Raw genomic sequence first — 25,332 nt, 5'->3', positions numbered from 1 at the left:
CGGTGACCGAGGGAGACGCATGAAGACCATCCGGACTGCGCAGGGCCTTCGCGATGCAGTGCGAGGAGCTCGTGAGCGCGGCTCGGCTCGGGTCGGGCTCGTGCCCACGATGGGTGCGCTCCACGAGGGGCACCTCTCTCTCGTTCGCGCCGCCCGGCGCGACTGCGATCTCATCGTGATGTCGATCTTCGTGAACCCCAAGCAGTTCACCGAGGCGGTGGATCTCGAGGGGTACCCGCGTCAGGAGGCAGCCGACGCGGCACTCGCCGCAGCCGCCGGAGTCGACGTGCTCTTCGCGCCCGAGGCCTCGGAGCTCTACCCCGAGGGTTTCGCGACGACCGTGCACGTGGCCGGCCCCGTGACGGAGACGCTCGAAGGCGCCGGGCGGGGGCCCGCGCACTTCGACGGCGTCGCCACGGTGGTGTCGAAGCTGCTGCTCGTCTCGGGCGCCGACCGTGCCTATTTCGGGCAGAAGGACGCGCAGCAGCTGATGGTCGTGCGCCGCATGGTCGCGGACCTCGGGATCCGCACCGACATCGTCGCCTGCACGACGGTGCGCGACAGTGACGGGCTCGCGATGTCGAGCCGCAACGTGCGCCTGAACGGTGAGGATCGGGCGCGCGCCACCGCGATCCCGCGCGCTCTGGAGGCAGTTGAAGCGGCACTCGCGCTCGGCGAGACCGATGTTGAAGCTCTGCACGCGCGCGCCGGAGCCGTGCTCGCAGCCGCGGGCATCACGCCCGAGTACGTGGCGTTCGTCGACGCTCACTCGTTTCTTCCCGCGCATGAGATCGGCGAGCCGGTGCTGTGCGCGATCGCGGCGCGGGTCGGATCGGTGCGGCTCATCGACAACACCGTACTGACCCTGCCCGAACCGAGCGAGGAGCGCTGACATGCCGCGCGTGACGATTCCCATGCTGGTGCGGAAGCACGAGAGCGGTGAACCGATCGTGATGGTCACCGCCTACGACTTCCCGGGGGCCCGGGTGGCCGATCGAGCGGGCGTCGATATGGTACTGGTGGGCGATTCCGCCGCGCAGGTGGTGCTCGGGTACGACTCGACGGTTCCCGTGTCGACGGACGAGATGCTCGTGCTCGCCCGCGCCGCCCGCCGCGGCACCGAAAGCGCCTTTCTCGTGTGCGACGTGCCGTTCGGCTCCACCGAGATCTCCGACGCCCAGGCGATCGAGACCGCGGTGCGGTTCGTGAAGGAGGCGGGGGCGGACGCGGTCAAGCTCGAGGGCGGGTCGGAACCGCGGCTGAGCCGCATTCGCGCGATCGTCTCGGCGGGTATCCCCGTCGTCGCCCACCTGGGCCTGACTCCGCAAACCGCTACGGCGCTGGGCGGCCTGCGGGCGCAGGGTCGCACCGAAGCGACCGCGACGCGACTCGTGCGCGAGGCGCGCGGTGTGCAGGAGGCCGGCGCGTTCTGCCTGGTCGTCGAAGCGGTGCCCGCGGAGATCACCGCGCTGCTGCGGGACGAACTGCGGATCCCGATCATCGGGATCGGAGCCGGGGAGGCGGACGGGCAGGTGCTCGTCGCTCACGATCTGCTCGGAATCACCGAGGGTCGCACCGCGAAGTTCGTGAAGCGATACGCGCAGGTCGGCGAGGATTCGGCGGCGGCAATCGCAGCGTACGCGGCAGAGGTGCGTTCCGGCGCGTTCCCGGCGCCCGAGCACTGCTACACCGCGACAGCCGAGGCGCTGGCCGCCGCCCGGGCCGAACTCGACCGCGGGCGAGCCGAGCGGCTCGACCGGGGGAGCTGAGCCCGCTCAAACTCGGCCCGCTACAGCTCAGCCCGCGAGTGAGACTGCCGGCGCGGTGAGCGCCGCCACGCGATCCAGCCCGGCGCGGAGGTCGCGCGTCAGATCGTCGACCGCCTCGAGGCCGATGGAGAGCCGCAGCAGGCCCGGGGTGATGCCCAGCCGGTCGTTGATCTCATCGGCAAACGTCGCATGCGTCGAGGTCAGCGGATGGATCACCATGGATCGCGTGTCCCCGATGCCCGTCATGCGCGAGAACACGCGCAGGCCGTTGACGAAGGCGCGGGCTCCGTCGAGGCCCCCGCGCACGGTGACGCCGAAGACCGACCCGGTGCGCCCCGCGTAGTCGCGCAACGCGATGCCGTGCAGAGCGTTCGAGGGGAGCCCCGCGTAGTCGACCGACTCCACCTCGGGCTGCTGCTCGAGCCAGGCCGCGATGGTCAGCGACGAGTCGACGTGCCGCTCCATGCGCAGCGAGAGCGTCTCCATGCCCTGATGCAGCAGGAAGCCGTTGAACGGGGAGAGGGATGGGCCGATGTCGTTGACGACCGCCTCGCGAACCGCGCGCGCGTATGCTCCCGTGCCGAAACGGTCGAGCATGGAGCCGAGGCCGGGCCGGGGCGACGCCGTGACGAGCGGGAAGGATCGCCCGGCGCGCTCCGCCGCCTCCCAGTCGAAGCTGCCGCCGTCGACCACGGCGCCACCCACGGCCGCACCGTGCCCGGTGAGGAACTTCGTGGTCGAGTGCACGACGATGTCGGCTCCGTGCTCGAACGGGCGGATGAGCGCGGGCGTGCCCACGGTGTTGTCGACGATGAGCGGCAGATGGTACCGCGCCGCGACTTCTGCGATGCGGCGCAGATCGGTCACGTCGTTGCGCGGATTCGGGATCGTCTCGGTGTAGATCGCCTTGGTGGTCGGCCGGATGGCGCGCTCCCATTCGGCGTCGTCCGCCGCGTCCCAGACGTAGTCGAACTCGATGCCGAACCGCTTGAAGCTGCGTCCGAAGAGGATGCGCGTGCCGCCGTAGATCGAAGCCGTCGAGACGATGTGATCGCCCTGCTGAGCAAGCGCGAAGAGCGCGGAGGAGATCGCCGCCTGCCCGCTCGACACCGCGACCGCCCCGGTGCCCCCCTCGAGCGAGGCGAGCCGCTCCTCGGCGACCGAGTTCGTCGGGTTGCCCTGGCGCGAGTAGATCGGATCGATGGTGCGCCCGGCGAAGCGGTCGACCTGATCGTCGAAGTCATCGAAGACGTACCCCGCCGACATCGCGATGGGCGGAACCCGGAGGCCCGTGTTGAGGTCGGGATACTCGCCGGCGTGCACCTGCCGCGTGTCGAAGCTGAAGCCCTCCCAGTCGGTGATCGGCTGAGCCGTTTCAGTCTGCTGGAGTTCAGGGGGTGCAGCGGACGAATCGCTCATCGGGATGCCTCCGGGTCGGGAACGGGTGCAGTGGTTGGGTGGGGTGCGGGGATCGGGTGGGGTGCGGGCAGGGATTCGGGAAGTATCGACGCGATGCGGGCCACCGCCTCGCGAATGGTCTGCGGCGCGCACGCGACGTTGATGCGCACGTGACCGGAGCCCCCGGAGCCGAACGCGGCCCCGTCGTTCAGGGCGACACGTGCATCGTGCAGGATCCGGCTGTACGGGTCATCGCCGAGACCTGCAGCCCGGAAGTCGAGCCAGACGAGGTAGCCCGCCTGCGGGCGCTGCAGCCGGACGCCGGGCAGGTGCCGTGCGACGAGCTCGGCCAGCAGCTCGACATTCGCTTCGACCTGGGCGATGGCTCGGTCGAGCCAGGCCCGCGCGTTCTCGAAGGCCGCGATGTTCGCGTGCAGGCCGAGGATGCTGACGCGAGTCACCGTCTCGGGAGGGAGTCGGCGGAGCAGCTCGTCGGCTCGCGCGTCGGCGGCGACGAGCACGGCGCACTTCGCGCCGGCCAGGTTCCAGCCCTTGCTGGCGGAGAGCGCGGAGACGGAGAGCGCGCCGGCCTCGGCCGCGATCGGAGCGAACGGCGTGAACTCGACGCCGGAGAAGGTAAGCGGCGCGTGGATCTCGTCGGAGACGACGAAGACGTCGTGAGCGGCGGCGAGTCGAGCCAACTCACTGAGATCTTCGGGGGCGTGCACGAGACCGTGCGGGTTGTGCGGGTTGCAGAGCACGAACGCATCGACGCCCTCGGCGCTCGCGAAGACGCGCTGGATCGCCGCGAGATCGAGCCGCACCTCTGGCGCGGCCTCCGAGAGCGCGAGCGGAATCTCGACGACGTCGAACGGCACCTCCTCGAGCATTTCGAAGAAGCCCGGGTACGTCGGCGTGGAGAGCGCGAGTCGGCCGCCGTTCGGGCGCCCGACGCGGAGCGCCTCCACGACCGCCGTCGCGACGTCGGTGGCGAGGTGCACACGATCGTGCGGCACGTGCCAGCTCCAGCGATCCCGAGCGAAATCGGAGAACGCAGCGGCGAGGCCGCCCGGGCCGTCGATGTAGCCCAGATCTGAGGCCTCCACACGTTCGATCATCGCCCGCCGAATCTCGGGAGCGACGGCGAAGTCCATCTCGGCGACGAAGAGCGGCAGCACGTCTTCGCCGAAGCGGGACCACTTGATGCTCGTGCGCTGCGTACGCAGCAGCTCGGGATCGAGCGCGGCGAACGGCACTCCCGACGGGTCGGCGCTGGCGAGGCGCGGTGCACAGTCGGTGTCGCTCATGCATCCATCGTCTCGCGCAGGTGAAGTGGCGCGCGAACCGTGAAGTAACGGGCCGTCATCTGACGCAATGCGCGTTCGGCAAGCGATCCGCGTTCTGCAATCTCAATGCCGTGGGGCAGGGGTTGCGCAACGCGGATCGCTGTGCAGAACGTCACACGCCTTCCGGCCCGTATCGGCACGCAGATGCGGCGGAGCGCCGGAACACACAACAGCGGGCCCCGATCCGAAGATCGAGGCCCGCTGTGCTGTGCGGCGGTCAGCCGGCGTGCGGATTACTCCGCAGCGCTGGACTGCAGACGACGCTGAGTGAAGACGATCGCGCCGCCACCGAGGATCAGCATGCCGAGTGCTGCGAGCCCGAAGGGCAGCATCGAGAAGCCGGTACCGGTGTTGACGAGCTCGGCTCCGCCGGTGCCACCCTGGCCGGGTGCAGCCGGGTCGGCGGGGTCAACCGGAGCTGCCGGATTGCCCGGGTCGACGGGCTCGACCGGCGGAACCGGTGCAGCGGCGACGTTGAACACGAGGCTCGCAGTGGCCGAGGTCGCTCCGTTGATCGCCTGGGTGGCCTCGACGGTGTATGCACCTGCGCCGAGCTGTGCGCCCAGGTCAAGGGTCCACGTGCCGTCTGCGCCGACGATCGCGGCGTCAGCCGAGATGCCGGACTCCGATGCAGCGCCGCCTGCGGCAGCGGTGCCGACCTCTTCGCCGTTGAGCTTCACGACGACCGTCGCGCCCTCGATGCCGGTGCCGGAGATCGAGGAGGGAGCGTCAGCTGCTTCGAAGGTGCTGCCGGGCTTCACCGAGGTGATCGCCGGTGCTGCGGGAACCACGGAGACCGTGCCGGTGCCGGCGGCCGAGGTCTCACCCTCGAACGTCTGCGTTGCGGAGACGGCGTAGGTGCCGTAGTCCAGCTCGACGGGAGCCGACCAGGTGCCGTCCTCGTTCACCGTTGCGGTGAGCTCGATGGGCTCAGCGCCCTCAGCCGCGGGGGTCAGCGTGATCGCGACCTCGGCGCCGGGGACGCCGGTGCCGGTGAGGGTGACAGCCGACTCCTCGGAGGTGATGTCGTTGACGACGGGTGCGCCGAGGACGACCGAGAAGTTGAGCTCGACCGTCTCCGACTGGCTGTAGCCGTTCACAGCGGTGAGGGTCCAGGTGTAGTCGCCCGGCTGGGAGGGAGCGGGGATCGTCACCTCGGCGCCCTCGACGGGGATGGTGTCGCCCATCTGGCCCATGCCCACGGTGAGCTCTGCGGCGTTACTCGGAACGCTCACGACGATGTCGCTGCCGGCGGCCACGCCCGCGGAGAGGTCGGTCTTCACGACCGGCTCGTCGATGTCGAGTGCGACGGTGTAACCGTCGGTGAACCCGAGAGCCGGCTCGAGCAGCGTGTAAATCGCGTAATCGTCGGTTCCTACGGGAACCTCGTCGGGCCCGCCGCTGACGACGCCGACCGCGGTCTCTCCTTGGAACACGGCGCCGCCGGAGTCACCCGGCCTAGTGGTTGCGCCGCCAAGGAAGCTGTGCACCCAGCGATCGGAGACCTCAAAGTACCCGTCGAGGATTTCGGTGGGGCGAATCTCACCGTCGGTGTACTTGAGGCGCACGGTGGTGCTGCCGGTCGTCAGGCCCGTGGTGCGGCCCGACTTCGAGATGGTGCCGGACTGGGGCATGCCGACAGACTTGATCGGGGTAGTGCTCAGCGACAGGTCGTCCTGTGCAGCCGTCGTCCAGTCAGTGACCTCGGGGAGCAGATCCAGCGACTCGTTGGTGATATCGATTACCGCGATGTCGGTGGAGTTCGGGTCCTTGTCTGCGCCGTTGGTGTTGCCGACGCCGCCGAACTGGCTGAAACCGAACTCACCAGCGATGCCGTTGCCGTCATCTTCGATGAATTCTCCGGCGGCGGCGTCATTAGACGGATCGCTGAACTGGACCTCGGTGACCGCACCGTCGCTCGAGCAATGCCCGGCGGTGATAAGCGCGGGCTCGCCCTCGGGCGAGAAAGCAGTGAAGCCCGTCGAGCAGGTGCCGACCTTGCCCGGCTGGCCGGACACTGCGCCGAAGTAGCCCGCGCCGCCGACGATATCTGTGGATGCGTGAGGGACAATGTTGCCCACGATGGCAACGTTCTCAACGCCTTCAGCCTTTGCTAGATTCTCGATCGCGTCGACCTTTGCGTCGGGCGCTTCACTCACCAATACGATGGGCTCACCATTGCTCAAAGTGCCGGCGCCAACGGCGAGGTCATCGCCGATCTCCTTGTTGGAGTTGATGTTCTTGGCTGCAGCCATGGCTGAAGCAGTCGTGTCGATCTGTGCACCGGTGGTGCCGTCTTCTGCCATCGCCGGAGTGGCGACGAAGAGACTGCCGAGACCGAGCACCGCTGCCGCGCCGAGCGCGAGTGGGCGACGTTGTGTCACGTGTGTTCCCCTATGTGTTCGAATGGTCAAATAGGCCACTGGAGCAGGTCGAGGTGGAAGCCGGTCGGATGCACGCGCATTATCCCCGCGCGAGCACCCTGGTCCGACGCCAGGGGCCTCGGCAAACGTAACCTGATAATTAGCACCATGCAAGGGGCGAGACCCCTGAATGCGGGGGCGTTTCGCAAGAAAACCCAGATGCCCGATCGATTCGAGAAATTCGGATGGAGTCCGCATCTGATCTCGTTAGCATGGCCCCATGCGCAAGATGGCGGGCGCGACCAGCAACACCAGGTGATGGGGGAGAGCGATGAAGCGACGCACGAGTATTGCGGCAGGCATCTTCGCCCTGGCCGGCGGGATCGCTCTCTTGACGAGTTGCGCGTCTCTGAACGGCAGTGGATCCGGCACGGACGCGGGAACAGGGGACGCAGAGATGATGGAACAGGCCGAAGTAGTGGGAACGTGGGTCTCAGACGAGAAGGGCAAGCCGACGCTCACGTTCGACGAGTCGGGCAAGGTGTCGGGCACTGACGGCTGCAACGGCATCGGGTCGACCTACACGATCGACGGCGATCGGGTGCTCATCGAGAGCTTCGTCTCCACGATGATGGGATGCCCGGGCGTCGACGACTGGCTGCGCAAGGTGCGCGAAGTGCAGCCGAACGGCGATGAGCTGCGAATCTTCAACAGCTCGGGCGAAGAGATCGGCACGCTTCAGCGCGAAGCCTGAGCGCGATCGCGGAACGCGTCCCACGCGCGCTTGCACGCGTAGGCGAGGAAGTCGATGTGCTCCGGGTTCTCAGCGACCCAGACTCGACCAGACCCGCGCAGCTCGCGCATCGCTTCCGGGCCGAGGAGGTATTCGCGCGAGAACTCTACTTGTACGGCTGCCGGTGAGAAGCTCGCCGCGGCCGCTTCGTCGGCAATACTGCGGAATTGCGCAGCGGCGCCGAAGATCTCGTGGCTGCCGCGATACGGCTGATTCAACGTCACGGCCTCGGGCTGGGCGATCTCGAACTCCGTTCGGTGCGCCTCGGCCAGTTCGCGCAGGGCGGCGGGGAGCATCGTCACCGGCGAGGCGGGATCGCGCTTCTCTCCATCGGCATCGCCGCCGTTCGACAGCGTGACCACCGCGGGCATGTCGACCGACTTCGAGGGCTCCGTCTTCAGCGCGCCATCCGCGCGCATGGTCGTGCGCATCGAATCGTGGAACGAAAGACGGGTGAAGGCGCCGCCGTGCGCGAGTCCCTTCGTGATGAAGAGCTCGGTGAGCTCTTCGCGCATCGCCTCATACACGTCGAGGCCCTGCGCAGCGACCGCTTCGAGTGTGTTCACGAGTGCGTCGAGTCGCTCGCTCGTTGCGGGCCGCTCGAAGATCGGGATGTTCGAGTGCGTCACCGGTCGGATCGCGTCGACCCCCGAGAGATCTGCCTGCTGGTCCGGGCCCGCGGCGTGCACCCGCTCGAAGGCCTGCTGCAGCTCGGCACGGAGATCAGCGGGCCGATCCCGGTTCGGATCCCGCATCAACCGGGGGTGAGGGTTCACCAGAGCGACGACGCGCGGGTCGATCTGCGCCCACCGCTGCACCACGCTGGCCGCGGCGGCATCCGAGAAGTCGACCTGGAGACGCGGGGACAGCGCCGGGGAGAGGAACTCGGCAAGTTCCTCGGGGATCGCGGCGCCCGCGTGCGGAACGGTCACGAGCACGTCGGCCTCGGCGATCGCCTGCGCGAGATCTCGCATGTCGGGGTCGGCGTAGTGGATGATCTCGGACGGCGCGAACACCGTACCCGCCGGAATCACATCCAGATCATGCGCGCTCATGAAACCAGAGTACTGGCCCCGTGATGGGGCGAGAAGACGGTTGCGCGAGGGGGATCAGGCCCGGCCGCGATTGCGTCGCCTCGTGTCGCGGGGAGGCCTGCCCCCGAGATACGAGGCCGCTGAGTCCACGATGAACCCCTGTCGCAGCGCTTCGCGGCCGATGAGCATGCGGAAGACCATCTCCTCGCGATCCGTCAACGTGACTTCGGCCTCGATCTTGCGGCCCGCGAGCGAGATGGTCATGAGCACGACCGGACGCAGCTGAGCATGGCCCGACGAGCTGCGCACGGTGCGCCGATCGTGCACCGGAAGCTCGACCTCGACGGCGTCGTCGTCGGTCACCTGCCAGGGCTGCACGAGGAACCTGACCCACGGCGCGCCCGAGCGTTCGAACTCGGTGATCTCGGTCGCGTGCATCGCGGAAGTCTGGGCGCCGGTGTCGATCTTCGCCTTGATCCACGGCACGCCGATGCCATTCAGCTTCACCCATTCACGCCACCCCGTGAGAGTGCTTGAATGGTCGCGTACGGTCACGCATCTATTTTGGCAGGAAATCACGATGAAACTCGCGATTCTTTCGCGCGCCCCGCAGGCGTACTCGACTCAGCGCCTGCAGTCCGCGGCTCTTGAGCGCGGGCACACGGTGCGCGTGCTCAACACCCTGCGATTCGCGATCGACCTCGCGGGCGAGGACCCCGACCTGCTGTACCGCGGAAAGCAGTTGAGCGACTACGACGCGATCCTGCCGCGCATCGGGAGCTCGATCAGCTACTTCGGCACCGCGGTCGTGCGGCAGTTCGAGCAGATGGACGTCTACACCCCGAACACCTCGAACGGCATTGCGAACGCGCGCGACAAGCTGCGCGCGAACCAGATCCTCTCCCGCCACAACATCGAGATGCCGGCCACCGCGTTCGTGCGCAATCGTGCCGACGTGCGACCCGCGATCGAGAGCGTCGGCGGCGCGCCCGTGGTCATCAAGCTGCTCGAGGGGACGCAGGGCATCGGTGTGATCCTCGCTCCGCAGGTGAAGGTCGCCGAGGCGATCATCGAGACCCTGCACTCGACCCGGCAGAACGTGCTGATCCAGCGGTTCGTCTCGGAGAGCCGCGGCCGCGACGTGCGTGCGCTCGTCATCGGCGATCGAGTGGTCGCCGCCATGCGACGCACCGCGGGCGGTGACGAGTTCCGCTCGAACGTGCACCGCGGCGGAACCGTCGAGCCGGTGCAGCTCGATGCCGTCTACGAGCAGACCGCGGTGCGCGCCGCTCAGATCATGGGACTGCGCGTCGCCGGCGTCGACATGCTGGAGGGCGAAGAGGGCCCGCTCGTCATGGAGGTCAATTCCTCGCCGGGCCTGCAGGGCATCGAGAGCGCGACGGGGCTGGACATCGCGGGTGCGATCATCGACTTCATCGCGAACCAGGTCAACTTCCCCGAGATCGATCTGCGACAGCGGCTGAGCGTCTCGACCGCCTACGGTGTCGCGGAGCTCACCATGCACGGATCGGAATACGTCGGGAAGACGCTGGGGGAGCTCGGTCTCTGGGATCGGGACGTCACGGTGCTGACGCTGCATCGCGGCGTGCAGGTGATCCCGAACCCGCGCAAGAGCCTCGTGCTCGAGGCGGAGGATCGGCTGCTGTGCTTCGGCAAGCTCGAGGAGATGCGCTCGATGCTCCCCGAGCGTCGCCGACGCCGAGCCCGGGTGCGCAAGCTCTCGAAGGCCGCGCGCGAACTCGCCGACGGCTGAGCGGCTGAGCCGCGGCCGTTACGACTTCGACGCAGTCAACTGGAACTCGACTGCGCCGCTGTCTTCGACCGATACGAACCCGAGGTTGGGCGCTTCGACGCCGAAATCGGAGAACGTGATCGGGATCGAGCCCGCGATCTCGGCGGTCTCTCCGTCGCTGCGCACCTCGGTCTCCGCGGTGACGGTCTGCGTCTGCCCCGCGATCGTCAACTCGCCGGTCGCCTCGGTCTGCACGATGTCACCCGACGCCGGAGCGCTCTCGAGGGTGACCGGATCGCTGAGCACGAAGGTCGCCTCCGGGAACTCATCCGTGCGCAACGCCTCGCTGCGGAAGTACTCGTCCCGATTGCTGCTGTCCGTCTCGATGCTCGCGACGTCGACGGTGAGCTCAGCGGCCTCGAGCGTGAGCCCGGTGTCATCGATGGTGAACGAGCCGGTGACATCGTCGGTGCGCCCGGTGACCGTCACGTCCGTGCCGTTGAGCACCTCGTCGACGCGGTAGCCGGCTTCGGAACCGTCTGCCACACTCCAGTCGCCGACGAGGAAGCGGGGGTCGAGCTGTGCGACGGCGGCGTCGCTCTCGGAGTTCTCCTCGCCGCCGTCGCTCTCGTCGGATGCCAACGACGGAGCGTCGGCCGCAGGGGCGGCGATCACGTCCCGGTAGATCATGGGCCCGGCGATCGCCGCGACCGCTGCGAGTGCGAGCACTCCTGCGCCGGCTCCGATGAGGATCTTCTGGGACTTGTTCACGTCGTCTCCCTGGGGGTCGGAGCGGCGGGGAGGCCCGCGCTGCGGTCGGCGGAATCGCGCTCTCGCGGATGCCGCCCTGGTGAGACCCACTTTGGCAGCGCGGTCCATGAGGACCCCGGGGAAGACCGGGAAGAAGCTGGGAGCGGGGCGGAACGGCGGCGGCCGTGTCAGAGTGCGGCGAGCAGCGACTTCCAGTGCGCGCGCCACTCCTCGATGCGCTCACCGTCCGCGAGGCCATCCTGACTCACCGTGAGCGAGGTCTTCTCGCCCTTGGGCGTCGCCGATACCTCGACCTTGCCCGCGCCCTCGAGCTCGAAGCGCCAGAAGCTGCGCTTCTCCGTGCGCGACGGCCGGGCGGCGGAGGCAGCGTGTCCGAGGTGCTCCGAGCGGGAGCCGTGCGCCGAGCCCCAGGCGTCGATCGCGTCGTCGCGATCCAGCGGCAGCGTGCGACTCGCGCTCACACCGACGGTTCCCGCCGATGACTGGCCGGGCACGCGCAGGCCGGCATGCTGCTCATAGGCGATCGCGATCGCCTGCGCCCACCACTCCGGATTGCGGAGGTCGTCGGCGAGCGCGGCGCGGGCAATCTTCGCAATCGCGCGATGCTCGAGCGTCGGTGCGCCCTGAGCCTCGAAGAGGGCGACCCAGGCGCTCCACTCCCGCCCGGTCGCCCGCTCGATCGCGGGCACGTTCTCGGGTCGTGTGCGGTTCGTCCCCTCCGAGCCGCCCTGCGATGATCTCTTCGCTGCACCGGTCATGAGCCGCCTTTCGCCGTTGCGCACAGTGTAGCGGCGCGTCGCGTGCTTGAATAAGGTGCATGCAGGCATCTGGGGCAGGGCGCGAGGGGAGGCGCCACGTCGAGCATGTGTCGTCGCAGCACCGCTCCGCGGGCATCGCGGACTCGCAGTGGCCGGCCGACGTCGACGGCCCTTCGGCCGAACCGCAGGAGTATCGTGTCGACCTCGAACGCATCCGCTTCTCGTCGTACTTCGCCCGGCTCTCGGACGTGACTCAGGTCGTGCCGCAGTCGGGCGTCGGTCCCGTGATGCACAATCGACTCACCCATTCGCTCAAGGTGAGCGCCGTCGCCCGCGTGATCGCAGCGCAGCTGGCGGGGCGCGCGGCTCGGCACGCGGAATTCGTGCGGGGAGAGCGCGGAGAGGATGACCCGGTCGGAGCGATCATCGCGCGCCTGGGCGGCTGCGACACGATCGTCGCGCAGGCCGCGGCGCACGCCCACGACCTCGGGCACCCGCCGTTCGGGCACCTCGGCGAACGCGTGCTCGATCGCGTGGCCCGCGAGCGGCTCGGCTTGGCGGAGGGCTTCGAGGGGAACGCGCAGAGCTTCCGCATCCTCACTCAGCTCGATACGCTCGGGCGCGATTTCCCGGGCTTGAATCTCACGGCCGCGACGCGAGCGGCGACGCTGAAATATCCCTGGACCCGAGGAGCCTGGGTCGGGGTGTCGACGAGTGAACGACCGGCGCCGGATCGCCCACGCGGCGTCGGAGTCGACGCCGACGGCGGTGCTGAGAAGTTCTCGGTGTACTTGCTCGACGTCGTCGAGATGGAGACGGCGCTCGCTCCGTTTCCGCATATCGCGGACGGCGTGCAGACGGTGGAGTGCGCCGTCATGGACCTCGCAGACGACATCGCCTACGCCGTGCACGATCTCGACGACTTCACCCGAGCAGGGGTGCTGCAGCAGTCGTCGATCTCCGGCGAGTTCCGCGCGTGGCTGGATCACGCGGGGGCGCTGGCGACCGAAACGGACGATTCCGTGGCGGCGGAGTGGCGCACGCCCGGCCGCTCGCTCGAACTGCTCTGGCGCAGACTCCACGCGAAAGACGGCTGGATCGCGGATCGAGATGCGTTCCGCGCCGCCGTGCGCCGCGTGAGCGAGGAAGTGGGGCAGACCCTGCTCGCCGCTCCATATGACGGCGGCATCGACAGCGAGCGATCGGTCTCCGACTTCACCCGGCGCTGGATCGACCACCTGCGCACCTCGATCGTCGTCGAGGAGTACCCCCACGTGCGCAGCGGACACGTGCGCCTCAACACGCAGGCGTGGCACGAGGTGATGGTGCTCAAGTTCGTGCACGCGCACTTCGTACTCGAACGGCCCGAGCTCGCGCAGCCGCAGCGCGGGCGGGCGCGCGTCGTCGAGCAGCTCGCCCTCGGGTTCGACGCCTGGCTCGCCGACCCCGACGACGCCGGGCGCGCTCCCCGTCGCCTGCTCGAGTGGGCCGACGAGGCGACCGATGCGGCGTTCGCGGTACGGCGCGAACGCCCCGAGCTGCTGATGGGCGACACGAGCGAGGCCGGCATGCGTCGACAGGGGCGCAGTCGCGCGATCCTCGACTATGTCGCTTCGCTCAGCGACCAGCAGGCTGTGACGACGTACCGCGCCCTGACCGGAGGAGTGACCAGTGAGTGAGCACGAGCGAGACCGCGACCGGCTCGTCGCCGAACTGATCGAGGTCGGCCGCGACGCGGTCGGGCGCGGCCTGGTGCTCGCGAGCGCCGGCAATCTCTCTGCGCGCATCTCGGATCGCGAGTTCGTGGTGACCGGGTCGGGGACGTGGCTCGACCGGCTGACGCCCGACGACTTCGCGGTGCTCTCGCTCGACGAATCGGAGACGGGAGCGGCTCGCGGTGCGGGGCCTCGGCCGTCGAGCGAGTGGAAGCTGCACCACCGCGCCTATCGGGCGCGACCGGACGCGGAGTGCGTGCTGCACCTGCACCCCCGAACGGCGGTCGTGCTCGCGAGCGTCGGCACTCCCATCCGGCGCCTCACCCTCGATCACGCCTACTACCTCGGGCAGATCGCCGTCGTGCCGTTCTATCACAACGGCACGGACGAGCTCGCCGACACGGCTGCCGAGGCGCTGCGCGATCACAACTGCGTCGTGATGCAGCACCACGGCTGCTCGGTGGTCGCCGACACCGTGCAGATGGCGTATCGGCGGGCGCTCAATCTCGAGGACGCCGCGCAGGCGACCGCTCTCGCCGTGCAACTCGGCGACACGGGCACGGTCTTCCCCGACGACGCCGCCTCGCACGCGTAGGACGCTCGGCCTGCTCGACGTGCCGTTCTGCGAGGGGGCTGCTGAGATCCCTGTTGCCTGCCGAGTTCCCATCGACCGCGCGCTCAATGCATGGGATCTCGGCGATCGGATGGGAAGTCGGCGGGTCCCGCCCGTGCGTTCTCCAATCATGACTCGCGGCGGCGCAGCGGGACATGGACGCCGTACCGCCGCAGTACCTGCGCGAAGGTGTCCGTCGTGCGCACGTCGCGAGCGCCCCAGTGAATCATGCGACCGCGCGTGTAGCCGCTGATCCAGTCATCCCGGCGCTTCTCGCGCAGAACCGCCTCCCCCGGTGTGCGTGCTCCGAGCATCTGCGGATCCAGGTACTTCTGCGCCCCGTCGCACTCACCCAGTATGTTCTGCCCGAGAAGGCGGAAGTCGACGTAGTAGGTGCCGCCCCCTTCGTTCGGTATCTCGAATTGCGGCTCCACGTCGATGTCGAGGCGATGGAAGTGCAGTCGGCTCACGCTTTCGAGGGGAGAGTCAGCGCGTGGATCGGCGAGACCCACGATCCGCCGGAACTTCTGCACACCGCGCCTGCCACTCGACCGCTGCGCATGCTCGAGCATCTGTCCGCGCCAGTCCAGAACGACCGCCTCGTCCACGCGGCGCGCCGACCTCGCGAGACCTCGTACATGTGCGTCGGCGACTCCCACGAGGAGCTCCTCGCGCTCGCGCGCTGCCAGGTCGAACAGAGTGCGATCCGGCGCCGTGCAGCGAATGCCCGCGATCTCGACGAGCTCTGCCTCCGACACCGGCATGACGTGTCTCGCGAGTGCGCCAGTGCGCGCGTGCGTCGATCTCGCGAGGACATGCGGGACGCTTCCACGGAACCCCCAGAGAGGCAGTCCGAGCAGTGCGGCCGCGGAGACGTGAGAGAAGATCGGTGCGCTTCGGCTCTCGCGATGAGCGACGAGCACGGCGGCGAGGTGACGCTGCTGCGGGTGCCATTGGCTCCAGACCTCGGATTCGGCCAGACCGCTCCTTCCGATTCTGATCACGTGGCCGGTGCGGATGCGCTCGGCGAGGCGCCGTTTCGAGAGCTCGCCTCTGAGGCGATGCTCGGCGCGGTCGAGCGCGGTGATGATCGTCGCGATATGCGCAGGAAGGCTCATGAAACGAGGAGAGTCCATGAGGCGGCTCGGCGAGGCTGCAGAAGTTCGATCTGTGGATAACGTGCGAGCGCATCCGTGCGCACCGGAGTGGGGACGAGCACTGCAAGTGCGCCGAGATCCTACTTGGTGGCCGAGTTCCTATCGAGATCACGTTCGGGGGATGGGATCTCGCCAACCGAGTAGGAAGTCGGAGCGTCACGGCGCGACGGGGAACTCCTGCCGCGGGTTCCAGGGCACCGACCAGCCGAGCTCGTCGAAGAGGCTGGCGAGCGTCATGCCCGTGAACCCCCAGACGAGGTGCCCGCCGAGGTGCGGGCCGAGCGCGAACGCGGCGCCACGATAGGTGGTGCCTCCGTGCCGCAGCACCGAGGTTCCGCGGGCTGCGGGGTCGAGCATCTCGGCGACGGGTGCCCGGAACACCTCGACCGATTCCGCGTGGTCGGCGGCGACCGCGCTCGCACGCCGCCACCACCCCACGACCGGGGTGACGAGATTGTTGCTCACCGGAATGTGCACGGGCTGCAGCGACCCGAGCACGTCGACGCCGCGCGGGTCGACTCCCGTCTCCTCGGCCGCTTCGCGAAGCGCGGTGTCTGCGGCGTCGCGATCCGCGGGTTCCGCCCCTCCGCCGGGAAACGCGATCTGGCCCGCGTGATGCCGCATGCCGTCGGCCCGTCGAGTGAGCAGCACGTCGAGCTGCGGGGGTACGGTGTGCGCTCCATGCGCTGCGGGCTGCCGGTCGAGCGCGCCGAACAGGATCAGCACAGCTGAGCGACGCAGGGGCCGATCCGAACGCGGAGCCTGCGGCTCGAACGTCACCGAGACGCGGCCGCTCACGAGCGCTCGCAACTCGCGTTCGGCGTCGGCGACGGTTCGGGGCATACCCGACACCCTACAACCGGGCGCTCAGACCTCGGCGAGCAGGTCGAAGATGCTGTCGGGCACGCGCTGCGAGCGCGCCCACGGTTCCCGGTCGCGTCGTGCGACGCGCTTGACCTGCTCGGACTCCTCGGAGCGCACCTGCGTCAGCACCGCGACGACCGCGGCGCGCTCCGCATCGTCGACGCCCCGCGTGATGAAGCGGATGTCGTCTCCGCGCAGCACGTCGTCGTCGGCGATCGTCTCGCGCTTGGCCGCGTCGCGCGCCGCGGCGTCGGGGGGCAGGATCGCGCCTCCGGCGCCGTTCTCGACGTCGTCGGGCGCTGCTGCATGCTTGGCCACGGCGTGCTCGCTCTCGGTACTCGTACTCGTGCTTCGGGTCTCGCGGCTCACAGCGGGATGTTGCCGTGCTTCTTCGCGGGCTGCTCGGTGCGCTTGCCGCGCAGGCCGCGAAGCGCCTTGATCACGGCGAGGCGGCTGCCTGCGGGTTCGAGCACGTTGTCCAACTCGCCGCGTTCGGCGGCCAGGAACGGGGAGGTCACGTCGGCCGTGTACTTCGCGGTGAGCTCGGCGCGCAGCGCCTCGACGTCGTCGCCGCGCTCAGCGGCTGCGGCGAGCTCCTTGCGGTAGAGGATGTTGACCGCTCCAGCGCCGCCCATCACGGCGATCTCCGCGGTCGGCCACGCGATGTTGAAGTCGGCGCCCATCTGCTTCGACCCCATCACGATGTACGCGCCGCCGTAGGCCTTGCGGGTGATGATGGTGACGAGCGGCACCGTCGCCTCGGCGTAGGCGTAGAGCAGCTTGGCGCCGCGACGGATGACCCCCTGGAACTCCTGATCGGTGCCGGGCAGGTACCCGGGCACGTCGACGAGGGTGAGGATCGGGATGGAGAACGCGTCGCAGAATCGCACGAAGCGCGCGGCCTTCTCGCTCGCGTCGATGTTCAGGGTGCCGGCCATCTGGCTCGGCTGGTTCGCGACGATACCGACCGTGCGGCCCTCGACGCGGCCGAAGCCGATGAGCATGTTCGGTGCGAACAGCGGCTGGACCTCGAGGAAGTCGCCGCTGTCGAGAATCGCCTCGATGACGGTCTGCATGTCGTACGGCTGGTTCGGGCTGTCGGGAATCAGCGTGTTCAGGCGTCGATCCGCGTCGGTGATCTCGAGCGCCGTGTCGGTGTCGTAGATCGGCGCTTCCGCGAGGTTGTTGTCGGGAAGGTAGCTGATGAGCGCACGGGCGTAGTCGAGCGCGTCGTGCTCGTCGCTCGCGAGGTAGTGCGAGACGCCGCTGGTCTTGTTATGGGTGAGCGCGCCGCCGAGCTCCTCGAAGCCGACCTCCTCACCGGTCACGGTCTTGATCACGTCGGGTCCTGTGACGAACATGTGGCTCGTCTTGTCGACCATGATGACGAAGTCCGTGAGCGCGGGGGAGTACACGGCGCCGCCGGCCGACGGTCCCATCACGATGGAGATCTGCGGGATCACTCCCGAGCACATCGTGTTCAGCCGGAAGATGTTCGCGTACTTGGAGAGGGCGACGACGCCCTCCTGGATGCGCGCCCCGCCCGAGTCGAGGATGCCGAGCACCGGGGCTCCGGTCTTCAGCGCGAACTCCATCGCCTTCACGATCTTCTCGCCGGCCACCTCGCCGAGCGACCCGCCGAATGTGGTGAAGTCCTGCGAGTACACGACCACCTGACGGCCGTGGATCGTGCCCGCACCCGTCACGACAGAATCGCCGAAGGGGTGCGACTGCTCCATGCCGAAGCCCTGCGAGCGGTGCTTCACGAACTTGTCGAACTCGACGAACGAGCCGGCATCGAGCAGCGCAGCGATGCGCTCGCGGGCGGTCATCTTGCCCCGCGCGTGCTGCTTCGCTGCGGCTGCCGCGTCGCGATCGCCGACCGCTTCCTGGTACTTGCGGCGGTGATCCGCAATACGGTCGGCGGTCGTCGCGGGCGCGATGTTCTCTGCAGTCACGCCTGCCAGCCTAGCGCGGAGGGCATGCCATCACCCTCCGAACCTCTCCAACGGAATCGAAACTCCTTGGTGCGATTCCTACGAAATCAGTCGAAGATGTCGCCCAGCAGTCCGCCGAGCAGCACGCCCCCGATGACGGGTCCGAGCACGCCGCCTCCGCCGCCGCCCATGCCGCCGCGACCACGGCCGCCGCCGCCCCACGGGCCGCCGCCATTGCCACCGCCGCCCCACCCCCAGTCGTCGTCGTCGGGCCGCGATGAATCGATGTCGCGCTGTGCGAGCCGCAGTGATTCGTCTGCGAGCTCGGAGGCGCGGCGCGCGAGCTGCAGCACCTGCTCTCGCGAGTCCTCGGTCACGGGCATCGACGAGATCTCGCTGCGGTGGCGGCGCGCTTCGGCGAGCCGCGTGCGGGCGTCGGCACCGATCCAGCCGCGGTGGCCCTCGATGAGGCTGGCCGCGATGCCGATGGCGTGGTCCGCGGCCGAGATGCCGTGCTGCACCTGGGCGGCAGAGGGCACGGGCTTCGCGGCCCGAGCCCGGGCGGCGTCGAGCGCGGAGTTCGCCGAGGAGACCAGGGCGAGGTCGGCGAACGGATCCCGCTGCCGCCCGGCGCTCACCTCGGCGAGCGCGCTCTCGAGTCGTTCGACCGCGGCGTCGACCGCGTTGTTCCGCGGTTCGGTGCGGGCTGCCGCGATGTCGCTGCGCGAATCGTCGATGACATCCGCGAGCGTGTTCTGAGCGCGCAGCGCCTCGATCTCGAAGCTGTCGACGCCGTCGAGAATCGAGGCGGCGCGGCGTACCGTCTCAGTAGCCGTCTCGAGCGCGAGGTTCGCGTCGGCGAGGGCGCCGGCGGCGCGGCGGCGATCCGAGAGTTCGGCGGAGTGCTCTGCGAAGTCGAGCAGCTGCTCGACGTCCTCGGAGTGCAGGCGCACCCGCTGCAGCGCCGACGGGCTGTACCGTTCGGCGAGCCGCGCGGCGGCCTGCTGAGCCTCGGGTACGCGCTCGCGCAGCGCCGCGGCGTCGGCGCGCACGCGCTGCACCATCTCGGGCGCGCGACGGGCGCGCTCAACGCGCGCCTGCAACGCGGCTGTGCGCTCGTCGAGTACGGACTCCGCCCACTCGCACAGCTGCAGGATGCGCGCGTTACGGGTGCGCACCTCGTCGGGCGTATCGGGAATGTGGTCGTGGTTGAGCTGGTGCAGCTGGAATGCCTCGCTCATGTGCTGCCGCACGGAGTCGAGGCCCGCCTTCAGTTCCGCGGTGGCATCTTCGCCGAGCTCGGCTGTCGCGAACGCCAGCTCGTCACCGGTCGCGCGGATGCGCTCGTCTGCGGCGACGATCGCACTCCGCGCGCGCTGCGATTGCTGTGCGTCGGAGGCGTCCTGTCGCTCCTGCGACTCGCGGTCTCGGCGTCCCCAAAATGCCACGGTGTGTCCTGTCTGCTTCGTGCGATGCCTTCGCCCGAGGCCGCTGAGCGACGACCTGGTGCGATTCGATGGGAGAGCGGAGCGAACCCGTCTCGATTCGCTCCGCTCCGTGCTCCGAACTTACTGCTCGAGCGCCTGGGGCGAGCGGCCCGCCTTCAGCGCGGCGAGTCGCGCCTCGACCTCGGTGACCGCTTCGAAGTTCTCGAGCTCGTTGAACTGCGCGTCGAGCGTGGAGGCCGCGATCTCCTGCTTGCCGCGGGCCAGCGCCTCCTGGCGACGGATCTTGTCCTCGAACCGGCCGAGATCGCTCGTCGGGTCGAGCACATCGATCGACTTCACCGCGTCGGCGACGCGGTTCTGCGCTTCGGCGGTCTTGGCGCGCGCGACGAGCTCCGAGCGCTTCGTCTGCAGCTGCTGCAGCTTCTCGCGCATGCCGTTGAGGCCGTCCTTGAGCTTCGCGGTGACCTCGCGCTGCGAAGCGATCATGGGTTCGGCTGCGCGCGCCTCGTTCTCCTCGGTGATCTGGCGCTGCAGCGCCACCTTGGCGAGGTTGTCGAACTTGTCGGCGTCGACCGAGTTGCCCGCGGAGCGCAGCTCGTCGGCCTTCGCGCTCGCGGCGATCGCCTTGCGCTCCCACTCGCGCGCGGTGCGCACGTCCTCGTCGTAGTCCTGCTCGAGCAGTCGCAGGTTGCCGATGGTCTCAGCGATAGCTGCCTCGGCGTCGGAGATGTTCGAGGAGAAGTCGCGGATCAGCTGGTCGATCATCTTCTCGGGGTCTTCGGCCGAGTCGAGCATCGAGTTGACGTTTGCGCGGACGAGGGTGGTGATGCGCCCGAGGATGGACTGCTTCGACATGTGAGTTCCTTTCGGCGGAGCGGTTTGGATTGAGTGTAGGGATCGGTACTGGGGAAGCGCCGAGTCGGCGACGGGTCAGAAGCGACCTCCGCCGCGGCGCCCGGAGCGGCCGCCGCGCGAGCGCCGGGAGGATCCGCCCGAGCGGCGTGAAGACCGGCCCGAACTGCGCGAGAACCCGCCCGACCGGCTGGAGGATCGACGGGAGGATCCGCCGCCCCAGAACCCTCCGCCCGAGCCGCCGTAGCCGATGCCTCCCCCGCCATTGCCTCCGAGGATGCCTCCGAGCACGGCGGCGAGATCACCGGTGGACGACTGCCCGCCGCCGTACCCGAAGCCGGAGACATCGGACTGGGCCGCTGAGAGCGACTCGGCGGCGAGACTGTTCGCCCGCTGCGCCTCGGCGAGTGCGTTCTCGGGACTCGCGGCGCGCGCCGCCTCGGCGCGCGCGAGCGCCGCGCGGGCTTCCGCCGCGCGCGTGCGCGCCCGCGATCCGATCGCGCCGCGCCGCGCGTCGATGAACGCCTCCGCCTGCCGCACCTGGCCGTCCGCCTGGGCGATCTGGGCGTCGAGCAGCCGACGCGCTCGTTCTGCCTGTTGCGCGGACTGCACGACCCCGTCGATGTGCGTGTTGGCCGCTTCGAGGGCCTGCACTGCGCGCGACGGCCGCCGCACGCCGCCCGAGAGGTCGTGTCTCGCCTGCGCGATCCGCTCCTGGGTCGCCGTGACGGCCGCCGCGATCCTGCCGTCCGCATCCGGAAGGGCCTGGGCGCCCGCGATGTCGGCCTCCAGTTCGCCGATGAGTTCGGCGCACCGTGCTTCGATGCTCGCGAGTTCCGCGCCGCGCGATGCGATCGTGCGATGGATCTCCTCGGCCCCCGCAAGCGCCGCCTCCGCCTCGCGAATCGCCACTGCCGCAGCTCCGGAGTCGGGGGACGCAGTGCTGAGAGCACTCGCCGCGGCGCGCTCGCGCTCGGCGCCGAAGGCGAGCAGCGCCTCCGCCTGCTCGGCCGCTCCATCGAGGGCGCTCAGTTCGTCGGCGGCGTACGCCGCCGCGAGGCGATCGATCTCCGCCCTGCTCTGCGCACCCTGCGCCGCGACCTGCTCCCTGCGAGCGGCAGCGGCGGTGAGCGCTGCGGGGGCGTTCTGCTCGATCGCGCGCAGCCGTTCGAATGAGTCCGCCTGGGCGTCGAGAACGTCATCGACCGCGGCGCAGAGCTCGATGACGCGCTGCAGCCATTCCCGCCGCTGCGCCTCGGTATCGGGCGTCGCGTCGTCGAGCTGCTGGCGCAGGGTGAACGCCTCGAGCAGGCGAGCGCGAGCCGTCTCGATCGCGTCGGCGTACTCCGCGACCGCCGCATCGCCGAACTGCGCACGGGCGAATTCGAGTTCCTGAGTACTGCTCTTCACCGCATCATCGGCGGCGACGAGCGCCGACCCCGAAGCGCGTTCGAGCTGTTCGAGCTCCTGCTCGGCGGCTTCGGCGTCGCGACGTCTGCGCACCCAGCGCGTGACGCCGTACGCGGCTCCTCCCAGCGCCACGACGCCGACCCCGGCGCCGACGACGATCGCCGTACTCCTGCCGGGGGCCGCCTCCTCGGCCTCCAGTTGCTCCGCAGCCGCAGTGATCGTCCCCGCCCAATCCTCGTCGCGGAGTTCGGGGAGCAGGTGCTGCTCGATGCGGTCGAGCGCATCATCGCTCAGCGATCCGGCATCCGGCGACGAGATGTAGTACTGGCGCCCCTCGGTGGAGACCGCGAGCAGATACTGCGTGTCGCCGAGGCCGTTGAGCCGGGCGGTCTCGTCGGCCCAGGCGATGCGGTCGCCCGGGTCGGTGAACTCGTCCACGAACACGACGAAGAGGTCGAGGCCCGTCTCGTCGTACGCTTCGGCGAGGCGCGCGTTCGCGGCCTGCTCTTCGGCGGCGTCGAGCACGTCGACGGCGTCGGTGACGTACTCGCTGCCGAGGGTTCCCGGGCCGACCGCCGTCGCACTCGAGGCGCCGACCGCCAGGAGCCCCGCGCCCAGGGCGACGGCGAACCACCAGCGCGCGAATGGGCGCGGGCGCGTCGGCGAATCGGGGGACAGGCCTGAGTGCTCCACAATCGGAGTGTATTCGCGGGCGGGTACCCGGGTCCAATTGTTTTCCAAGCGCTAACGTGAAGCTCATGGAGCTCCCTCGCACACGCGCGCTGCTGCCCGACGTCAGATGGCGCGACTCCTCCCTTTCGACCAACGCCGAGCTGCGCGACCTCGTGGCGCACGAGGCGGGCGGCGCCGCGGGTGTCGCGGGCCGGCTGCCGCACGGCACGCTGGTGGCGACGAGCGACCAGACGGCGGGACGCGGGCGGCTCGATCGCGGGTGGGTGACGCCGCCCAGCAGCTCGATCGCGGCCTCTCTGCTGGTGCGGGGGTTCGGCGCCACCGGGCTGGGCGTCAGCTGGTTGCCCCTGCTCGCGGGGTCGGCGATAGCGACGGCACTGCAGCCCCACTTCTCGGCCGCCGCGGAGCGCGAGGGCGTCGAGGCGAAGCGAGTCGGGGTCAAATGGCCGAACGACGTGCACGTGCGCGACGAGCAGGACGCGATCGCGGGGCGGCCGGGCAAGAAGCTCTGCGGCATTCTGTGCGAGCTGCTGCCGGGCGGCGCGTCCGGTCACGACATCGTCGTGGGCACGGGAATCAATCTGCTGATTCCCGAATGGGAGCTTCCCACCGACCGGGCGTCGTCACTGCTCGCGGCGGGAGCCGACACGGGCGGCGCAGAGACCCTCGCCGATGAGGCCGGACGCGACCTCGCCGATCGTGTGCTCTCCGATTACGCGCGCGAGCTGCTCCGGCTCGTCCGTCTCGCCGGCGAGGACCCGGGTGCGGCGCGAGCACGGGTCGCTCGGCACTCCCTCACGCTCGGTACCGAGGTGCGGGTGCATCTCCCCGGCGGCGAGATCGTCGACGGCCGGGCGCGCGCCCTGGGAGACGACGGGTCGCTCGTCGTCGACCTGCCCACCGGCGGCGACCTCACGGTCTCGGCGGGAGACGTCGAGCACCTCCGGTAGCGGAGCGGGGAGGATCACCGCGCCCCGTGCAGCTCCTCGCCGCGCACGGTGGTGCTGCGCACCCGGGACTCGAGCAGCGCAGCCGGCGACGCCTCGAGCGGGTTCACGTCGAGCACGATGAAGTCGGCGTTCAGGCCCGGTCGGATCCGGCCCGTCGCGTCGTCCATCTCACCCGCGAACGCGCCGCCGGCCGTGAGCGCGGTGAGCGCGTCTGCGGGGGCGAACGCGCGCTCGGGGTGGTAGGGGGCGCGCTCGGGAGCGAGCACCGAGGCGCCGGTCAGCGCGATGTAGAGGTTCGGGATCGCCTCGTGCGGTGCCGTCGGAGCGTCGGTGCCGAGCGTGATGTCGACGCCGGCGGCGCGGAACTTCTGCCACGGGAAGCCGAGCTCCTGACGTTCATCTCCGAGCTGCGCCTTCCAGTTGTCGAGCACGGCCGGGTCGCAGTGCACCGGCTGCATCGAGGCGATCACTCCGAGGCCGCCCATGCGGGCGATCGTGTCGTCGGCGACGCTCTCCAGATGCTCGATGCGGTGCCGGCGCGGGCGCGGGCCGTTGGCGCGCACGCAGTGCTCGACGACGTCGAGGGCGATCTGGCTCGTGCGGTCGCCGATGGCGTGCATCGCGATCTGCAGGCCGGTGCGATCGGCGGCCTCGGCGACGGGGAGGATCCGCTCGGCCGTCCAGATCGGTTCGGCGTTGCTCCCGTCGGCGTAGGGTTCGATCATCGTGGCGGTGCACGCGTCGATGACGCCGTCCATGATGAACTTCACGCCGGCGACCCGCACCCAGTCGGCCAGCGGGCCGTCGGCGATATCGTGCTGCAGCTGCACGATGCGCTCGACTCCTTCGAGGTCGCGGGCGGCGTCTCCGGTCGGTTCGAGGATCCAGTGCGCGGTGATCGAGAAGGGGAGCCGGCCGTCGCGGGCGACGATCGCGCGCAGCCCGTCGACCTCCGCGGCGTTGAGCGACATCTCGGTGGCTCCGGTCACCCCGGCCTCGAGATACGCGGCGAAGGCGCGGTCGAGCGCGGCGACGACGTCTTCCTCAGTGGTCTGCGAGCGGAGGAACGCCCACGCGTACTGCGTGCCGGCGGTCTCGAGGAGCAGGCCGGTGGCATCTCCCGCGGCGTCGCGCACGATCTCGCCGCCCACCGGGTCCGGGGTCTCCCCGGTGATGCCGAGCTCGCGCAGCGCGGCGCTGTTCACCCAGGTCGAGTGGAAGTCGTTCGCGTCGAGGTAGACGGGCACGTCGGGCAGCACCTCGTCGAGCATGTCGGCGGTCGGCCGACCCTCGATCGCGTCGAAGAGCCAGCCGCTCCCGAGTACTCGCGGCGCCGTCGGGTCGGCTTCGCGCGCGGCGACGAGGCGCTGCTGCATCTCGGCGAGCGAGGCGCATTCGCGCAGCTGCACGCGCCCGAGCGATTCGCCGAACCCGACGAGGTGCGTGTGCGAATCGATGAAGCCGGGAGCGACGAATCGGCCCTCGAGGTCGACCTCGACGACCTCTTGCGATCCGGCACCACCCGCGATGCCGCCCACGGCGGTGCGCACGTCCTCGACCGAACCGACGGCCGCGAACCGCCCGTTCTCGACGGCGAACGCCTCGGCGATGGGGTTCGGCTGCTCGGGCGTCGGATCTGCGGTGAACACGACGGCGTTGCGGTACAGGGTGGTGGTCATGTCGATCTCCGGGGGTCGGATGCGAAAGG

The 25,332-nt window shown here is 69.6% G+C and carries 22 protein-coding genes; 7 read left to right on the top strand and 15 right to left on the bottom strand.

Features of this window, described 5'->3' with window-relative positions:
* Positions 1-19 precede the first annotated feature (19 nt).
* Together panC and panB are read left to right on the top strand one after the other, a co-directional pair.
* Complete coding sequence (gene panC / locus PQI23_RS08160; RefSeq protein ID WP_339973363.1) at positions 20-892, top strand: pantoate--beta-alanine ligase; 873 nt, start codon at positions 20-22, stop codon at positions 890-892.
* Position 893: 1 nt separating this feature from the next.
* Complete coding sequence (gene panB, locus PQI23_RS08155; RefSeq protein ID WP_339973361.1) at positions 894-1,769, top strand: 3-methyl-2-oxobutanoate hydroxymethyltransferase; 876 nt, start codon at positions 894-896, stop codon at positions 1,767-1,769.
* Positions 1,770-1,796: 27 nt separating this feature from the next.
* On the opposite strand, the gene PQI23_RS08150 is transcribed toward panB, so the two are convergent.
* From PQI23_RS08150 to PQI23_RS08140, 3 genes are all read right to left on the bottom strand, one after another.
* Positions 1,797-3,188 (bottom strand): O-acetylhomoserine aminocarboxypropyltransferase/cysteine synthase family protein, encoded by a 1,392-nt coding sequence (locus PQI23_RS08150; protein ID WP_339973359.1) that lies wholly within the window; start codon positions 3,186-3,188, stop codon positions 1,797-1,799.
* Positions 3,185-4,474, bottom strand: coding sequence for a MalY/PatB family protein (locus PQI23_RS08145; RefSeq protein WP_339973357.1), 1,290 nt, complete (start codon positions 4,472-4,474; stop codon positions 3,185-3,187). The genes PQI23_RS08150 and PQI23_RS08145 overlap by 4 nt, the downstream gene beginning before the upstream one ends.
* A gap of 272 nt (positions 4,475-4,746) precedes the next feature.
* A complete protein-coding gene (locus PQI23_RS08140; RefSeq protein ID WP_339973355.1) occupies positions 4,747-6,897 on the bottom strand; it encodes a trypsin-like serine protease in 2,151 nt (716 codons plus the stop codon).
* A gap of 310 nt (positions 6,898-7,207) precedes the next feature.
* Between PQI23_RS08140 and PQI23_RS08135 the strand changes: the two genes are divergently transcribed.
* Positions 7,208-7,630 carry an META domain-containing protein gene (locus PQI23_RS08135; protein ID WP_339973353.1) on the top strand — a complete coding sequence of 141 codons (423 nt, stop codon included), beginning with the start codon at positions 7,208-7,210 and terminating at the stop codon, positions 7,628-7,630.
* Here the strand turns inward: PQI23_RS08135 and PQI23_RS08130 are convergent.
* Positions 7,615-8,724, bottom strand: a complete 1,110-nt coding sequence (locus tag PQI23_RS08130) for an N-formylglutamate amidohydrolase (RefSeq protein WP_339973350.1) — start codon at positions 8,722-8,724, stop codon at positions 7,615-7,617. The two genes, PQI23_RS08135 and PQI23_RS08130, sit on opposite strands and share 16 nt — an antisense overlap.
* Before the next feature lie 54 nt (positions 8,725-8,778).
* A complete protein-coding gene (locus PQI23_RS08125) occupies positions 8,779-9,258 on the bottom strand; it encodes an ATP-dependent zinc protease family protein (protein ID WP_339973348.1) in 480 nt (159 codons plus the stop codon).
* 25 nt (positions 9,259-9,283) lie between these two features.
* Here PQI23_RS08125 and PQI23_RS08120 point away from each other — a divergent pair, with 25 nt between their 5' ends.
* Positions 9,284-10,477, top strand: coding sequence for a RimK family alpha-L-glutamate ligase (locus tag PQI23_RS08120; protein ID WP_339973346.1), 1,194 nt, complete (start codon positions 9,284-9,286; stop codon positions 10,475-10,477).
* 18 nt (positions 10,478-10,495) lie between these two features.
* Here PQI23_RS08120 and PQI23_RS08115 read toward each other — a convergent pair whose 3' ends face one another.
* The gene (locus PQI23_RS08115) at positions 10,496-11,227 is read right to left on the bottom strand and encodes a YceI family protein (protein ID WP_339973344.1); all 732 of its coding nucleotides are present in this window, start codon (positions 11,225-11,227) and stop codon (positions 10,496-10,498) included.
* Positions 11,228-11,394: 167 nt separating this feature from the next.
* Complete coding sequence (locus tag PQI23_RS08110; protein ID WP_339973342.1) at positions 11,395-11,985, bottom strand: hypothetical protein; 591 nt, start codon at positions 11,983-11,985, stop codon at positions 11,395-11,397.
* A gap of 59 nt (positions 11,986-12,044) precedes the next feature.
* Between PQI23_RS08110 and PQI23_RS08105 the strand changes: the two genes are divergently transcribed.
* Entirely contained in the window at positions 12,045-13,664 is a 1,620-nt protein-coding gene (locus PQI23_RS08105; RefSeq protein WP_339973340.1) for a deoxyguanosinetriphosphate triphosphohydrolase family protein, read from the top strand.
* Complete coding sequence (locus tag PQI23_RS08100; protein ID WP_339973338.1) at positions 13,657-14,295, top strand: class II aldolase/adducin family protein; 639 nt, start codon at positions 13,657-13,659, stop codon at positions 14,293-14,295. The genes PQI23_RS08105 and PQI23_RS08100 overlap by 8 nt, the downstream gene beginning before the upstream one ends.
* 146 nt (positions 14,296-14,441) lie before the next feature.
* Here PQI23_RS08100 and PQI23_RS08095 read toward each other — a convergent pair whose 3' ends face one another.
* The 7 genes from PQI23_RS08095 to PQI23_RS08065 all read right to left on the bottom strand — a co-directional run bounded on the left by PQI23_RS08095 (position 14,442) and on the right by PQI23_RS08065 (position 22,674).
* Positions 14,442-15,431 (bottom strand): hypothetical protein, encoded by a 990-nt coding sequence (locus PQI23_RS08095; protein ID WP_339973336.1) that lies wholly within the window; start codon positions 15,429-15,431, stop codon positions 14,442-14,444.
* A gap of 195 nt (positions 15,432-15,626) precedes the next feature.
* Complete coding sequence (locus PQI23_RS08090; protein ID WP_339973334.1) at positions 15,627-16,313, bottom strand: NUDIX hydrolase; 687 nt, start codon at positions 16,311-16,313, stop codon at positions 15,627-15,629.
* A 24-nt stretch (positions 16,314-16,337) separates the two neighbouring features.
* Positions 16,338-16,652, bottom strand: coding sequence for a hypothetical protein (locus PQI23_RS08085; protein ID WP_339973332.1), 315 nt, complete (start codon positions 16,650-16,652; stop codon positions 16,338-16,340).
* A gap of 47 nt (positions 16,653-16,699) precedes the next feature.
* Positions 16,700-18,292, bottom strand: a complete 1,593-nt coding sequence (locus PQI23_RS08080; protein WP_339973330.1) for an acyl-CoA carboxylase subunit beta — start codon at positions 18,290-18,292, stop codon at positions 16,700-16,702.
* Positions 18,293-18,378: 86 nt separating this feature from the next.
* Positions 18,379-19,719, bottom strand: coding sequence for a hypothetical protein (locus tag PQI23_RS08075; RefSeq protein WP_339973328.1), 1,341 nt, complete (start codon positions 19,717-19,719; stop codon positions 18,379-18,381).
* A gap of 120 nt (positions 19,720-19,839) precedes the next feature.
* Entirely contained in the window at positions 19,840-20,574 is a 735-nt protein-coding gene (locus tag PQI23_RS08070; RefSeq protein ID WP_339973325.1) for a PspA/IM30 family protein, read from the bottom strand.
* Between the two features lie 75 nt (positions 20,575-20,649).
* Positions 20,650-22,674 (bottom strand): TPM domain-containing protein, encoded by a 2,025-nt coding sequence (locus PQI23_RS08065; RefSeq protein WP_339973323.1) that lies wholly within the window; start codon positions 22,672-22,674, stop codon positions 20,650-20,652.
* A 65-nt stretch (positions 22,675-22,739) separates the two neighbouring features.
* Here PQI23_RS08065 and PQI23_RS08060 point away from each other — a divergent pair, with 65 nt between their 5' ends.
* Complete coding sequence (locus PQI23_RS08060; protein WP_339973321.1) at positions 22,740-23,624, top strand: biotin--[acetyl-CoA-carboxylase] ligase; 885 nt, start codon at positions 22,740-22,742, stop codon at positions 23,622-23,624.
* Between the two features lie 14 nt (positions 23,625-23,638).
* Here PQI23_RS08060 and PQI23_RS08055 read toward each other — a convergent pair whose 3' ends face one another.
* Positions 23,639-25,303, bottom strand: a complete 1,665-nt coding sequence (locus tag PQI23_RS08055; RefSeq protein WP_339973319.1) for an amidohydrolase — start codon at positions 25,301-25,303, stop codon at positions 23,639-23,641.
* Positions 25,304-25,332 lie beyond the last annotated feature (29 nt).

Origin of the sequence: Leucobacter sp. USCH14 (assembly GCF_037619215.1) — a bacterium.
Taxonomy (GTDB): Bacteria; Actinomycetota; Actinomycetes; order Actinomycetales; family Microbacteriaceae; genus Leucobacter.
Note: the sequence above shows the minus strand (reverse complement) of the source record. Positions and strands in the feature narration are given on the sequence as shown.